The organism is Geodermatophilus sp. SYSU D01186, from assembly GCF_054050215.1.
Genome location: NZ_JBJGYW010000002.1, coordinates 137,950 through 152,636 on the forward strand (window position 1 = coordinate 137,950; position 14,687 = coordinate 152,636).

General features: G+C 72.8%; 7 protein-coding genes. 2 read left to right on the plus strand and 5 right to left on the minus strand.

Annotated features, from left to right (window positions below):
- Positions 1-92 precede the first annotated feature (92 nt).
- From glgB to ACI784_RS02135, 4 genes are read right to left on the minus strand one after another with little or no spacing between them, the layout of a single operon-like run.
- The gene (gene glgB, locus ACI784_RS02120) at positions 93-2,951 is read right to left on the minus strand and encodes a 1,4-alpha-glucan branching protein GlgB (RefSeq protein ID WP_457012394.1); all 2,859 of its coding nucleotides are present in this window, start codon (positions 2,949-2,951) and stop codon (positions 93-95) included.
- Positions 2,952-3,004: 53 nt separating this feature from the next.
- Positions 3,005-4,375, minus strand: coding sequence for a maltokinase N-terminal cap-like domain-containing protein (locus ACI784_RS02125; protein WP_456922217.1), 1,371 nt, complete (start codon positions 4,373-4,375; stop codon positions 3,005-3,007).
- Entirely contained in the window at positions 4,372-6,240 is a 1,869-nt protein-coding gene (treS, locus tag ACI784_RS02130; RefSeq protein WP_456922216.1) for a maltose alpha-D-glucosyltransferase, read from the minus strand. The genes ACI784_RS02125 and treS overlap by 4 nt, the downstream gene beginning before the upstream one ends.
- Positions 6,241-6,295: 55 nt before the next feature.
- Positions 6,296-8,329: an alpha-1,4-glucan--maltose-1-phosphate maltosyltransferase gene (locus tag ACI784_RS02135; protein ID WP_457012395.1), complete on the minus strand. Its 2,034-nt coding sequence runs from the start codon at positions 8,327-8,329 to the stop codon at positions 6,296-6,298.
- 144 nt (positions 8,330-8,473) lie between these two features.
- Between ACI784_RS02135 and glgP the strand changes: the two genes are divergently transcribed.
- Together glgP and ACI784_RS02145 are read left to right on the plus strand one after the other, a co-directional pair.
- Positions 8,474-11,023, plus strand: coding sequence for an alpha-glucan family phosphorylase (glgP, locus tag ACI784_RS02140; RefSeq protein WP_456922214.1), 2,550 nt, complete (start codon positions 8,474-8,476; stop codon positions 11,021-11,023).
- Between the two features lie 111 nt (positions 11,024-11,134).
- A complete protein-coding gene (locus tag ACI784_RS02145) occupies positions 11,135-12,145 on the plus strand; it encodes an FHA domain-containing protein (RefSeq protein ID WP_457012396.1) in 1,011 nt (336 codons plus the stop codon).
- A 373-nt stretch (positions 12,146-12,518) separates the two neighbouring features.
- Here ACI784_RS02145 and glgX read toward each other — a convergent pair whose 3' ends face one another.
- On the minus strand, positions 12,519-14,657 hold the full coding sequence (glgX, locus tag ACI784_RS02150) for a glycogen debranching protein GlgX (protein ID WP_456922212.1): 2,139 nt from the start codon (positions 14,655-14,657) through the stop codon (positions 12,519-12,521).
- Positions 14,658-14,687 lie beyond the last annotated feature (30 nt).

Here is a 14,687-nt window from a genome sequence, read left to right on the forward strand (position 1 = left end):
GCCCCGCTGGGGGAGCGGCCGCGCCGTCTCGCGGCGGACGGCCGGTGCCCCGCGCGGCCGGACCGGTCGGCCCGGCCGCGCAGGGGTGCTGCTCAGCCCTCGTGCAGGAACCAGACGGTGCCCAGTGGCGGGGCCGACAGCGTGGCCGAGTAGGGCTGGCCGTGCCACGGCTCCTCGACGGCCTCGATGCCGCCCAGGTTGCCGACGCCGGAGCCGCCGTAGCCCTCGGCGTCGGTGTTGACCACCTCGCGCCAGAACCCGGGGCGGGGCAGCCCGATCCGGTACCCGTGGTGCGGGGTGCCGGCGAAGTTGACGACGCACGCCAGCGTCTGGCCGGCGCCGGTCGCCCCACCCTCGTCGGCCGTCCCGTCCCCGGCTGTCCCGCCGCCCGCGCCCGGCAGCCCGAAGCGGAGGAACGACAGCACGTTGCCCGACGCGTCGTTGGCGTCGATCCACTGGAACCCGGCCGGGTCGACGTCCTGCGACCACAGCGCCGGCAGCTCCTTGTAGCGGGCGTTGAGGTCGGTGACCAGCGACAGCACGCCGCGGTGGGCGGGGTCGTCGAGGTGCCACCAGTCCAGCGAGCGGCTCTCGGCCCACTCGGCGTCCTGGGCGAACTCCGAGCCCATGAACAGCAACTGCTTGCCGGGGTGCGCCCACATGTAGGCCAGGTAGGCGCGCAGGTTGGCCAGCTGCTGCCACCGGTCGCCGGGCATCTTCCGCAGCAGGGAGCCCTTGCCGTAGACGACCTCGTCGTGGCTGATCGGCAGCACGTAGTTCTCGGAGTAGGCGTACATCATCGAGAACGTCAGCTGCCCGTGGTGGTAGCTGCGGTACACCGGCTCACGCTGCACGTAGGCCAGCGAGTCGTGCATCCAGCCCATGTTCCACTTGAAGCCGAAGCCCAGGCCGCCGAGGTGGGTGGGCCGGGTGACCCCCGGCCAGGCCGTCGACTCCTCGGCGATGGTGACCACCCCGGGTACCTCACGGTAGACGGTCGCGTTCATCTCCTGCAGGAACGCCACCGCCTCGAGGTTCTCCCGCCCGCCGTACTTGTTGGGCACCCACTCGTCGCGGGAGTAGTCCAGGTACAGCATCGAGGCCACCGCGTCGACGCGGACGCCGTCGACGTGGAACTCCTTGCACCAGTAGAGGGCGTTGGCGACGAGGAAGTTGCGCACCTCGGAGCGGCCGAAGTCGAAGACGTAGGTGCCCCAGTCCAGCTGCTCGCCGCGGCGGGGGTCGCCGTGCTCGTACAGCGGGGTGCCGTCGAAGCGGGCCAGCGCCCAGTCGTCCTTGGGGAAGTGCGCGGGGACCCAGTCGACGATCACGCCGATGCCGGCCTGGTGCGCCTTGTCCACCAGGTAGCGGAAGTCGTCGGGGGTGCCGTAGCGGGCGGTGGGGGCGTAGTAGGAGGTGACCTGGTAGCCCCACGAGCCGCCGAACGGGTGCTCGGCGACCGGCATGAACTCGATGTGGGTGAAGCCGGCCGCCACGACGTAGTCGACCAGCTCGTCGGCGAGCTGGCGGTAGGACAGCCCCTGCCGCCACGAGCCGACGTGCACCTCGTAGACGCTCATCGGCCGCTGGTGCCAGCCGGCCTGGGCCCGGTCGGCCAGCCACTCGTCGTCGGCCCACTCGTGGGTGGACTCGGTGACGACCGAGGCGTTCAGCGGCGGCACCTCGGTGGCGAAGGCGAGCGGGTCGGACTTCTCCCGCCACACGCCGTCGCGGCCCAGCACGTGGTAGCGGTACCGCGTGCCCACCTGGACGCCGGGGACGAAGATCTCCCAGACGCCGGAGGAGCCCAGCGACCGCATCGGGTAGGCGCGGGCCTGCCAGTAGTCGAAGTCGCCGGTCACCTTCACGCCCTGCGCGTTGGGCGCCCAGACGGCGAAGGACACACCCTCGACCGGGCCGCCCGGGGTGTCGTAGCGCCGGACGTGGGCGCCGAGCACGTCCCACAGCCGCTCGTGCCGGCCCTCGCGGATGAGGTGCTGGTCGAGCTCGCCGACGGTCGGCAGCCAGCGGTAGGGGTCGTCGACGGTGTAGGTGCTGGTCCCGCCCTGACCGTCGCCGTAGCTCACGTCGATCCGGTAGTCGCCGGGCTGCTGGGGGAGCCGCGCCTCGTAGATGCCGCCGCCGTGCAGCTGGCGGGCGTCGTACCGGGAGCCGTCCTGGTCGACGACGGTGACCGAGACCGCGTCGGGCCGCAGCGTGCGGACCACCCAGCCCTGCGCGGCCGGGTGCGGGCCGAGGACGCTGTGCGGCGCGTAGGACCAGCCCTCGACGATCGCGCGCAGCTGCTCCCCGGTGACCTCCTCGGCGGCCGGCCGCCCGTCGGGGACCGTGCCGGCGACGACCGTGTCCGCCGAGGCGGTGCCGGCCGGGGCGGTGTCCTCCGGCGCCTGCGGGGTGCTCGGCTCGGCCGGCTCGGGGCTCGGCGGCTCCGGCTGGGGAGCCGGCGCCCCGCTCGGGCTGCCCGGCTCGGCGATCGGCGCGGGGGCGACCACGGGTGTGGCGGTGCCGCCCTGCGCGAGGACGACGTCCTCCTGCGGGACGTCGGTGTCGCCGGCGGCCCGCGCGGCCGCGGCCTTCTTCGCCGCGGCCGTGCGGGGGGTGGTCTTCTTGGCCGCGGCCCGCTTGGTGGCCTTCTCGACCGGTGCCGCGTCGCCCTCGCCGCCCGCCACGGCGGCGGCGGTCTTCCTCGCCGCGGGGGCCTTCTTGGCGGCGGGGGCCTTCTTCGCCGCTGGTGCCTTCTTCGCCGCGGCGCGCTTGCGCGGCGCGGTCGGGTTCACCACCGGCTCGCTCTCGGCGGCCTCGGCCCGGGCCGCCTTCTCCTCGACGGCGGCCTGCAACTCCTCCTTGGTGGCCGGTGGGCGGCTGCCGGAGTCGATGGTGGGCTCGGGAGCACCGGTGGTGCCGTCGGTCGTCCCCTCGGGGGTCGTCATCGCGTCGCCGTCCTCTTCGGTGCGGGTGGTCGGTGGTCGGAGCTGCCCGCGCGTCAGTCCGCGGCGGTGAGCCGGGACAGCGACTGCAGCGGGATCATCAGCCAGTGCGGGCGGTTGCGCGCCTCGTAGACGCACTCGTAGACGGCCTTGTCCGCCTCGAAGGCCCGCAGCAGCGGTGAGTCGCCGCACGGGTCCAGGCCGCTGGCGGCCGAGTAGCCCGCGCAGAAGGCGCTGCGGTTGCGCTCTGCCCACTCCTGCGCCCGGTATGCCCGCTGCGGGTCCTCTGGCTGCTCGACGAGCATGTGACGTGCGGCGTAGTCGAAGCTGCGCAGCATGCCGGCGACGTCGCGCATGGGGCTGTCGAGCTCGCGGCGGGCGGCCAGCGGGCGGGCCGGCTCCCCCTCGAAGTCGAGCACGATCCAGCCGGTGGCGGTGCGAAGCACCTGCCCGAGGTGCAGGTCGCCGTGCACCCGCTGGCGGACGACGGTCTCCTGGGTGTCGGCCACGGCGGCGTACACCGCGCGCAGGCCGTCGGCGTGCTCGGCCAGCTGCGGGACGACGGCGATCGCCGACTCCAGACGGGAGGTCATCTGCTCGGCCAGCGTCGCGAACCACTCCTGGTCGGCGGACTCGGTGGGCAGCACCTTGGCCATGTCGGCGTGCACCGACGCGGTCGCCGCACCGAGCCGCTCGCTGTCGGCGGCGAAGTCCCCGCCCACCTCGTCGGCGTGCAGGTCACCCTCGGCGTACAGGTCGCGGACGCTGGCGGTGGCCAGCCGCCACCCGTCGCTGGCGTTGGGCACGAACGTCTGCAGCATCGCCACCGTCGCCGGCTCCGCCGACGCGTCGGAGGAGTCGATCTCGATGTGCCCGAGCAGCGGCGCGATGTGCGGGTTCTGCGTCTTGCGCAGCGCGTCGTGCACCTCGACGTCCGGGTTGAGCCCGGGCTCGAGCCTCCGGAACAGCTTGAAGATCGCCTCCTGGCCGTAGACCAGCGAGGTGTTGCTCTGCTCGGTGGAGAGGATGTCGCCGGGCACGCCCTCGGGGATGTAGGCCACCCCGGCGGGGTGGAAGTGCATCGGCCCGATCGTCGAGGCGTTGACCAGGTGGCTCAGCCACGGGGTGGTGGCGTCCCGGTCGCGCATGGCGTCGTAGGCGTAGCTCTCCCGGTCACCGGAGGGCACCGCGCCGATGAACGCCGCGCTGAGGTCCTCGGCCGGGTGGTCCCGCCAGGACAGCGGCACGAGGTAGGTCTCGGTCGCGCCGTCGGTGTAGGAGACCCGGACCCGGTGCACCGAGAGCACCGGGTCGGCCTGGTCGAGCAGGAACCCCTCCTCGGTGATGTCCGCCCACTCCCGGCCCTTGCTCCCGAACCAGCGCTGGTGGGGCATCCACTCGCGGAGCAGGTCGGTCAGTGCGCTCATCGGTCGCCTCCGGGGCTGGGCGGGACGTCGTCTCCGGACCGGGTGTCGCTGTCGCCGGGGATCTCCGTCGCGGCGGAGACCACGCCGGCGGCCAGCAGGGACTCCGCGACCGCGCTGGAGGCGGTGCTCTCCCAGTCCTCGGTCTCCTCGGGCGCGGGCTCCGCCGGCTTGCTGAGCTCGAACCAGTAGAAGCCGTGGCCGGCCAGGGTGAGCATGTAGGGCAGGACGCCGATCTGCGGGAACTCCACCCGGCCGGTGAGCTCGATCGGGGTGTAGCCCTCGAACTGGCGGAGGTCGAGCTCCACCGGCTGCGGGAAGCGGGACAGGTTGTTCACGCACAGCACGACGTCGTCGCCGAACCGGCGGACGAACGAGAGCACCGTCGGGTTGCGCGACCCGACCTCCTCGTAGCTGCCCAGCCCGAAGGTCGGGTGCTCCTTGCGGACCCGGATCATCTGCCGGATCCAGTGCAGCATCGAGTTGGTGTTGCGCAGCTGCGACTCGACGTTGGTGACCTGGTAGCCGTAGACCGGGTCCTGGTTCAGGGGCAGGTACATCCGCTGGGGGTCGGCGGTGGAGAAGCCGCCGTTGCGGTCCGGCGTCCACTGCATCGGCGTGCGCACGCCGTCGCGGTCACCGAGCCAGATGTTGTCGCCCATCGCGATCTCGTCGCCGTAGTACAGGACCGGCGAGCCCGGCAGCGACAGCAGCAGCGCGTTGAACAGCTCGAGGGTGTCCATGTCGTTGTCCAGCAGCGGCGCCAGCCGGCGGCGGATGCCGATGTTGGCCTTCATGCGGGGGTCCTTGGCGTACTCCGCCCACATGTAGTCGCGCTCCTCGTCGGTGACCATCTCCAGGGTCAGCTCGTCGTGGTTGCGCAGGAAGATGCCCCACTGGCAGTTGTCGGGGATGTCCGGCGTCTGCGCCATGATCTCCGAGATCGGGAAGCGCTGCTCCCGCCGCACGGCCATGAACAGACGCGGCATCACGGGGAAGTGGAAGGCCATCTGGCACTCGTCGCCGTCCTCGCCGAAGTACTCGACGACGTCGGCCGGCCACTGGTTGGCCTCGCACAGCAGCACCCGGTCGGGGTAGTCGGCGTCGACGACCTTGCGGACGTGCTTGAGGAACTCGTGGGTCTTCGGCAGGTTCTCGCCGTTGGTGCCCTCCTCCTCGAACAGGTAGGGGACGGCGTCGAGCCGGAACCCGTCGATGCCCAGGTCCAGCCAGAAGCGCAGGGCGTCGAGGATCGCCTCCTGCACCCGCGGGTTCTCGAAGTTGAGGTCGGGCTGGTGGGAGAAGAACCGGTGCCAGAAGTACTGCTTGCGCACCGGGTCGAAGGTCCAGTTCGAGCTCTCGGTGTCGACGAAGATGATCCGTGCGTCGGCGTAACGGGTGTCGTCATCGGACCACACGTAGAAGTCGCCGTAGGGCCCCTCGGGGTCGCTGCGGCTGGCCTGGAACCAGGGGTGCTGGTCCGAGGTGTGGTTCATGACGAAGTCGATGATCACGCGCATGCCGCGGGCGTGGGCGGCGTCGAGGAACACCTTGAAGTCCTCGATGTCGCCGAACTCGGGCAGCACCGCGGTGTAGTCGCTGACGTCGTAGCCGCCGTCGCGCAGCGGCGAGGCGAAGAACGGCGGGAGCCAGAGGCAGTCGACGCCCAGCCACTGCAGGTAGTCGAGCTTGTCGAGCATGCCGCGCAGGTCGCCGACACCGTCGGCGTTGCTGTCGGCGAAGCCACGGACCAGCACCTCGTAGAAGACGGCGCGCTTGTACCACTCGGGGTCGGCGCCGGGGGCCGGCAGCGCCGACCGCGGGGAGTCGGGCCGGTCGTCGGGGAGGCCAGGGACGGGAACGGTCATCGCAGGAAGTCGCCCTCGGTTCTGCAGGGGAGGCGGGTGGGGGAGTTCGTGGCCGTCACGCCACCGGCGGCGGCACCTGGACCGTCCGCGGGTAGGTGACGGAGAGGACGTGCGCCGGCTCCCGGAAGGGGTCGAGCTCGAGGTAGTTGAACTGGCCCCAGTCGTAGCTGGCGCCGGTGAGCTCGTCGGTCACGGTGAACCGCTCGTACCAGTCGAGCCCGAGCGACGGCAGGTCCAGGGCCGTCGTCCCGATCTGGGTGTGGTGGCTGGCCAGGTTCACCACCGTGATGACGGCGTCCTGCGAGCCGGGGTCGGTCTTGGAGAAGCAGATCAGGTTCGGGTTGTCCACGGAGTGGAACCGCAGCGTGCGCAGCTGCTGCAGCGCCGGGTGGGCGCGGCGGATCTCGTTGAGCCGGCGCAGGTAGGGCGCGAGGCTGCGCCCGGACGCCTCGGCCCCGGCGAAGTCGCGGGGACGCAGGCGGTACTTCTCGCTGTCGTGGTACTCCTCGCTGCCCGGCCGGACGGCGACGTGCTCGAACAGCTCGAAGCCGGAGTAGACGCCCCAGGTGGGGCTCATCATCGCGGCGAGGACGGCGCGGATCTTGAACATCGCCGGCCCGCCGTACTGCAGGGACTCGTGGAGGATGTCCGGGGTGTTCACGAAGAAGTTCGGCCGCATGTAGTGGCTGTTGCTGGCCAGCTCGCGGCCGTACTCCTCGATCTCGCCGCGCTCGGTGCGCCACGTGAAGTACGTGTAGGACTGCGTGAACCCGATCCGGGCGAGCTGGTGCATCATCGCCGGCCGGGTGAAGGCCTCGGCGAGGAACAGCACGTCGGGATCGGTCTTCTTGACCTCCCAGATCAGCCAGTGCCAGAAGTCCAGCGGCTTGGTGTGCGGGTTGTCGACCCGGAAGATGCGCACCCCGGCGTCCATCCAGACGCGCACGACCCGCAGCACCTCGGCGTAGATGCCCTCGGGGTCGTTGTCGAAGTTGACCGGGTAGATGTCCTGGTACTTCTTCGGCGGGTTCTCCGCGTAGGCGATCGTGCCGTCGGGCTTGGTGGTGAACCACTCCGGGTGGCTCTTCACCCAGGGGTGGTCGGGCGCGGCCTGCAGCGCCAGGTCCAGCGCCACCTCCATGCCGAGCTCACCGGCCCGCCGGACGAACTCCTCGAAGTCCGGCATCGTGCCCAGCTCCGGGTGGACGGCGTCGTGCCCGCCCTCGTCGCTGCCGATGGCCCAGGGTGAGCCGACGTCGTCCGGCCCCACCTCGTGCGGGTTGCCGCCCGGGAACTGCGGGGTGTTCGGGCCCTTCCGGTTGACCTTGCCGATCGGGTGGATCGGCGGCAGGTAGACGACGTCGAAGCCCATCTCGGCGACCGCGGGCAGCCGGTCACCCGCGGTGGTGAAGGTGCCGTGGGTGGGCTTCCCGCCGACGACCGGTCCGGTCGAGCGCGGGAAGAACTCGTACCAGGAGCCGTAGAGGGCCCGCGGCCGGTCGACCCACACCTCGTACCGCGGGCCGCCGGTCACCAGCTCGCGGACGGGGTGCTCGTGCAGGTACTCCTGCAGCCCGGAGGCCAGGGCGGGGGCCACGCGCGCGGTGAGGTCACGCGTGGTGTCGCGCAGCGCGGCGGCGGCGTCGGTGACCCGTCCGCGCCACTCGTCGGAGGCCTCGGCGGCGACGCGGTCGAGCAGCCGGGCACCCTCCTCGAGGTCGTTGGCGAGCTCCTCGGGCCCCTGACCGGCCCCGATCTTCACCTCGACGGCGTGGTGCCAGGTGGCCAGCGGGTCGCTCCACGCCTCGACCTGGAAGGTCCACCGGCCCTCCCGGTCGGGGACGACCGTGGTGATCCACCGGTCCGGCTCGGACCCGAAGCGGGCCATGCGGCGCAGCGGCTGACCGGCGCCGTCCTCTCCGGGCGGGGTCCAGACGACGTTCGCCGCGACGGCGTCGTGGCCCTCGCGGAAGACGGTGGCGGTGATCGGCAGGTGCTCGCCGACCACGGCGCGGGCCGAGAAGGACCCGCAGGACACGACGGGGGCGACATCGGTGATGCCGAGGCGGAGGTCAGCGCGGCGAGTCATCCGGGCCACGCTATCGAGGTCCCGGCGTGCGGGCACGTCGGCGGATGGACCCCCGGGGAGAGGCTCGATGAGCACCGTGCTGCGGCCGTGTGAACCGCCCGCGACGCACTGTGGCGTGGCCCGGGTGCTGGTTAGTCTCGGCCGGTGCGCGCTCTCCGCCGGTTCACCGTCCGGGCATCGCTCCCCGAGGAGCTGATGCCGCTGTCCCAGCTGGTGACGAACCTCCGCTGGTCGTGGCACCCCGAGACCCGGGACCTGTTCGAGGCCCTCGACCCGAACCTGTGGGGCACCTGCACCGGCGACCCCGTGAAGGTGCTCGGCGAGGTGTCGGCGGAGCGGCTGGCGGCGCTGGCCCGGGACCGCCGCTTCGTCCGCCGCCTCCAGGACGTCGTCGACGACCTGCAGGACTACCTGTCGGGCCCGCACTGGTACCAGTCCCTGGGCCCGGAGGCGCCGGCGTCCATCGCGTACTTCTCCGCCGAGTTCGGCATCACCGAGGTGCTGCCGCAGTACTCCGGCGGCCTGGGCATCCTCGCCGGCGACCACCTCAAGGCCGCCTCCGACCTCGGCGTCCCGCTCATCGGGGTGGGGCTGCTGTACCGCGCCGGCTACTTCGAGCAGGGGCTGTCCGCCGACGGCTGGCAGCTCGAGCACTACCCCTCGCTGGACCCGCACGGGCTGCCGGTCAAGCTGCTGCGCCGGTCCGACGGCTCGGCGGTGGTCATCACCGTCCCGCTGCCGGAGGGGCGCACGCTGCACGCCCACGTCTGGCGGGCCCAGGTCGGCCGGGTCTCGCTGCTGCTGCTCGACAGCGACATCGAGGAGAACGCGCCCACCGAGCGGGGCGTCACCGACCGCCTCTACGGCGGCGACGAGGACCACCGGCTGCGCCAGGAGATGCTGCTGGGCATCGGCGGCGTCCGCGCCCTGCGCGCCTACTGCTCGCTCACCGGCACCCCGCAGCCGGAGGTCTTCCACGCCAACGAGGGCCACGCCGGCTTCCAGGGCGTGGAGCGGATCCGCGAGCTCACCGAGTCCCACGGGCTGTCGTTCGCCGAGGCCCTGCAGGCGGTGCGCGCCGGCACGGTGTTCACCACCCACACGCCCGTGCCGGCCGGCATCGACCGCTTCCCGCGGGCGCTCATCGAGCGCTACTTCGCCGGCTTCGGCGTCCCGCTGGACCAGCTCATCCCGCTGGGGGCCGAGCAGGACCCGAGCAAGTTCAACATGGCCCACATGGGGCTGCGGCTGGGCCAGCGCGCCAACGGCGTCAGCCGGCTGCACGGGCACGTCAGCCGGTCGATGTTCCGCAACCTGTGGCCCGGCTTCGACGAGGGCGACGTGCCGATCAGCTCGATCACCAACGGCGTGCACGCGCCCACCTGGACCGCCCGCGAGCTGGTCGACCTGGGCAGCCAGGCCAGCAGCCAGGGCGACCCGGTCGAGGTCGAGGGCACGGTCCACTTCGACGGCGTCGACCACATCTCGGCCGGCGACCTGTGGAGCACCCGCCGCCTGCTGCGCGGCCGGCTGGTCGAGGAGGTGCGCCGCCGGCTGCGCGAGACCGCGCTGTCGCGGGGGGCCGCGGAGTCGGAGGTCGGCTGGACCGCCTCCGCCTTCGACCCCGACGTCCTCACGATCGGCTTCGCCCGCCGCGTGCCCTCGTACAAGCGGCTGACCCTCATGCTGCGCGACCCGGAGCGGCTCAAGGCCCTCCTGCTGGACCCGGAGCGGCCGGTCCAGCTGGTGATCGCGGGCAAGAGCCACCCCGCGGACGACGGCGGCAAGCAGCTGATCCAGCAGATGGTGAAGTTCGCCGACGACCCCGAGATCCGGCACCGCATCGCGTTCCTGCCCGGCTACGACATCGGCATGGCCCGCTACCTCTACTGGGGCTGCGACGTCTGGCTGAACAACCCGCTGCGGCCGCTGGAGGCCTGCGGCACCTCGGGCATGAAGGCCGCGCTCAACGGCGGGCTGAACCTCTCCATCCGCGACGGGTGGTGGGACGAGTGGTTCGACGGCCAGAACGGCTGGGCCATCCCCACGGCCGACGGCGTCAGCGACGCCGACCGGCGTGACGAGATCGAGGCGCGGGCGATCTACGACCTGCTCGGCACCCAGGTGCTGCCGCGGTTCTACGAGACCGACCGCGACGGCATCCCGACCCGGTGGGTGGAGATGGTGCGCCACACGCTGCGCGAGACCGGCCCCAAGGTGCAGGCCACCCGCATGGTCCGCGACTACGTGCAGCAGCTGTACGTGCCGGCGGCCGGGTCGGCCCGGGCGATGGCCGAGTCCGGCTACGGGGCCGCCCGCACCGAGGCCGGCTGGCGGGCACACCTGCTCGACCACTGGAACTCCGTGCGGGTCGCCCACGTCGAGGCCACCGGCGCCGGGGACACCCCCGAGATCGGGTCGACGCTGGCGCTGCGCGCGGAGGTGGAGCTGCCCGGCCTGACCCCCTCCGACGTGCAGGTGCAGGCCGCCTACGGCCGGGTGGACGACGCCGACGGGCTGCACGAGGTGACGACGCTGCCCATGACGCACGAGCACACCGACGGGTCCCGGCACTGGTTCAGCGCGACCGTGCCGCTGGAGCGCACCGGGGCCTTCGGGTACACGGTCCGGGTGCTGCCGGACTCGCCGCACCTGGCCGATCCGGCGGAGCTGGGCGTGGTCGCCAGCGCTTGACGCGTGGCACACCAGCCACGGCGGTCGCACTCGTCCCGGGAGCGTCACGGCGTGTCGGCGTGGCGCGTCGCCGGTCCGCCTCCTGGTGCCTGCGGTCATTAGGCTTGCGCCATGCCCGACCGCTGTGAAGTCCTGCCCGGAGACTCCGTCGTCGCGCGACGCGGAGGCGGTCTGCTGTGGGTCGACGCGCCGGGCTCGCCGGCCCTCGTCGCCGCCCTGCACGCCTGCCTGGGCGTCTCCGGCCCCGGCGCCGAGCGGGTGCTCGGTGCGGTCGCCGGTCAGGTCGCCGCGCTCGGCGGCAGCTCGGTGTCCTTCGCGCTGGTCCTGGTCGACACCGCCGCGGGCGGCACGGGCACCGGCGTCGCGCTGTGGTGCGGCAAGGGCCAGCCCGCCGTCGACGGCGTCCCGGTGTCCGGCACGTCGGTGGACAACTGCACCCTCGCCTCCGGCTTCCAGCTGGGGCAGACCCTCTACGTGGGCCCCGGCCAGCCGGTCCCGTCGATGCCCCCGGGCGTCGCCTACGACCTGGTCGAGGGCACCGTCCCCGGGTCCGGGGCGATGCTGCAGCTCGCCGCCGCCGCGCACCCCTCGTCCGCCGCGGTGCCGTCGTCCCCGGCGCCGTCGTCGTTCACTGCCGGCTCCGACGCCGGCTTCGGCAGCGCCGGCTCCGACGCCGGCTTCGGCAGCGCCGGCTCCTCGGGCTACGGGGCCACGGCCACCGCGACCCCGGAGTCCGACGGCGGGGAGGCGACCGCCTTCTGGAAGCCCGAGCCGCCGGCGGCGCCCATCCTGCGCTTCGACGACGGCCTGGTCGTGACCGTCGACGAGGACCTCGTCCTCGGCCGGCGGCCCGACAACCACGAGCTGGTCACCGCGGGCTCGGCCCGGCCGGTGCCGATCGCCGACACCCAGAACGTGCTCTCCTCGGCCCACGCCGCGATCCAGCGCAACGGCCGGGAGGTCTCGCTGGTCGACCTCGGCTCGCTCAACGGCACCCACGTCGCCGGGCCGGAGGCCACCGAGTGGACCCAGCTCGAGCCCGGCGTCGCGCACCCGCTCTCCGACGGCGACCGGTTGCTGCTGGGCTGGACGGTCATCACCTTCGAGCAGGTCCAGGACTGAACAACCTCGTCGGCCTCCGGCCGACACCGCGGCCAGGGGCCGTCCCCGGCCGCCGCGGAGCCGCTGCCCGTGTCCCGGTCGGGAGGCCCTCCGGGCCCCCGCGACCGGTCCACCCGCGGCCAGGGGCGTCCCCGGCCGCCGCGGAGCCGCTGCGAGAGCCCCGATCCCACGGTGGATCGGGGCTCTCGCCGTTCTCGGCCACTGCGCACTGCCGGCGTTCCTCGGGCGTCGCCGGGCCCACAGGAACGGCACTGCACGAGAACCGCCCGCAACGGCTCAGCCGACCCTTGAGCCCGCGCTCCCGCGGTGTTGCGCCCGCTCCCGCGGTGTCGCAGCACCGCAGGAGGGCGGAGAACGCCGCAACAGCGACCCGTCAGGGGCGGCGGAGGACCCGCAGCAGCGCGAGGCTGCGCGCGGGCAGCTCCAGCGGGCCCGGCGCGACGATCGCCGGCCGCGGTGGCACGCCGGTCGGGAACTCCGTGGAGACGACGAACTCGTAGCCGTCCGACCACGGCGGCCCCGGCAGCCTGACGGTGACCGGCTCCGGCCCGGCGTGGACCTGCAGCAGGTACGAGTCGTCCTGCACGGGCCGGCCGCGCTCGTCCCGGTGCCGGATGCCGCGCCCGTCCAGGTACATGCCGATGGTCTGCAGCCCGGTGTCGAACCAGTCCGCGGTGGTCAGCTGCTCGCCCCCGGGGGCGAACCAGGCGAGGTCGCGGGTGCCGCCGGTGCCGGGGATCTCGTGGCCCTCGAAGAACGCCTCCTGCCGCAGCACGGGAGAGGACCGGCGCAGGGCGACGATGCGCGCGACGAAGGCGAGCAGGTCCTCGTCGACGGCGTCCCAGTCGATCCAGGAGATCTCGTTGTCCTGGCAGTAGGCGTTGTTGTTGCCCTGCTGGGTGCGGCCGAGCTCGTCGCCGGCGGTGAGCATCGGGACGCCGGTCGACAGCAGCAGCGTGGCCAGGTGGTTGCGCACCTGCCGGGCGCGGAGCTCGCGCACCTGCGGGTCGTCGGTGGGGCCCTCGACGCCGCAGTTCCAGTTCCGGTTGTGGCTCTCGCCGTCCCGGTTGTCCTCGCCGTTGGCCTCGTTGCGCTTGCGCTGGTAGGTGACCAGGTCGGCGAGGGTGAAGCCGTCGTGGGCGGTGACGAAGTTGATGCTGGCGAACGGCCGCCGGCCGTCGGAGCGGTAGAGGTCGGAGGAGCCGGTGAGCCGGTAGGCGAGGTCCCGCACCCCCACGTGCGCCCCCGACCACACGTCCCGCACGGTGTCGCGGTACTTGCCGTTCCACTCGGTCCACAGCGGCGGGAAGTTGCCGACCTGGTAGCCGCCCTCGCCGACGTCCCAGGGCTCGGCGATCAGCTTCACCCGGCTGACCACCGGGTCCTGGTGGACGACGTCGAAGAACGCCGACAGCCGGTCCACGTCGTGCATGGAGCGGGCCAGCGCCGCGGCGAGGTCGAACCGGAAGCCGTCGACGTGCATCTCGGTGACCCAGTAGCGCAGCGAGTCCATGAGCAGCGCCAGCACCGGCGGACGGCGGACGTCGAGGGTGTTCCCGCAGCCGGTGTAGTCGGTGTAGCGGGAGGGGTCCTCCCCGCCGAGCCGGTAGTAGCCGCCGTTGTCGATGCCCTTGAACGACAGGGTCGGGCCGGTGTGGTCGCCCTCGGCGGTGTGGTTGTAGACGACGTCGAGGATCACCTCGATGCCGGCGGCGTGCAGCGCCTTGACCATCGCCTTGAACTCGGTCACCTGCCGCCCGCCGGACCCGGCCGAGCTGTAGGCGGCGTGCGGGGCGAAGTAGCCGAGGGTGTTGTAGCCCCAGTAGTTGGTCAGCCCGCGGCGGAGCAGGTGCGGTTCGCTGACGAAGTGGTGCACCGGGAGCAGTTCGACGGCGGTCACCCCGAGGGCCTTCAGGTGCGCGACGAACGCCGGGTGTGCCAGGCCCGCGTAGGTGCCGCGCAGCGCCGGCGGGACGTCGGGGTGGCGCATGGTCGCGCCCTTGACGTGCACCTCGTAGATGACGGTGTCCGACCACGGCGTGGCCGGTGGCCGGTCGCCGTCCCACGGGAACGAGTCGTGGACGACGACCCCGCGGGGCACGTAGGGCGCGGAGTCGTGCGGGTCGGGGAGCGGCGTGTCGGGCGCGGACTCCACGTAGCCGAACAGGGCCGGGTGGAGCGTCAGGTCCCCGTCCACCGCGCGGGCGTAGGGGTCCAGCAGCAGCTTGGCCGGGTTGTACCGCGATCCCGAGCCGGGGTCGTAGCCGCCGTGGACGCGGTAGCCGTAGCGCCGGCCGGGGGCGATCCCGGGCAGCCGGCCGTGCCACACCTGGTGGGTGGTCTCCTGCAGCCGGTGGCGGTGCTCGGTGCCGTCGTCGTCGAACAGGCAGAGGTCCACCGCGTTCGCGCCGGCCGACCAGAGGGCGAAGTTGGTGCCGGTGCCGTCCCAGTGCGCCCCCAGCGGTGTGAAGGAGCCGGGCCAGACCTCCGCGTCGTCCGCGCTGCTGAGCACGGTGTGATGGTGCCAACTCGACGCCGTCAG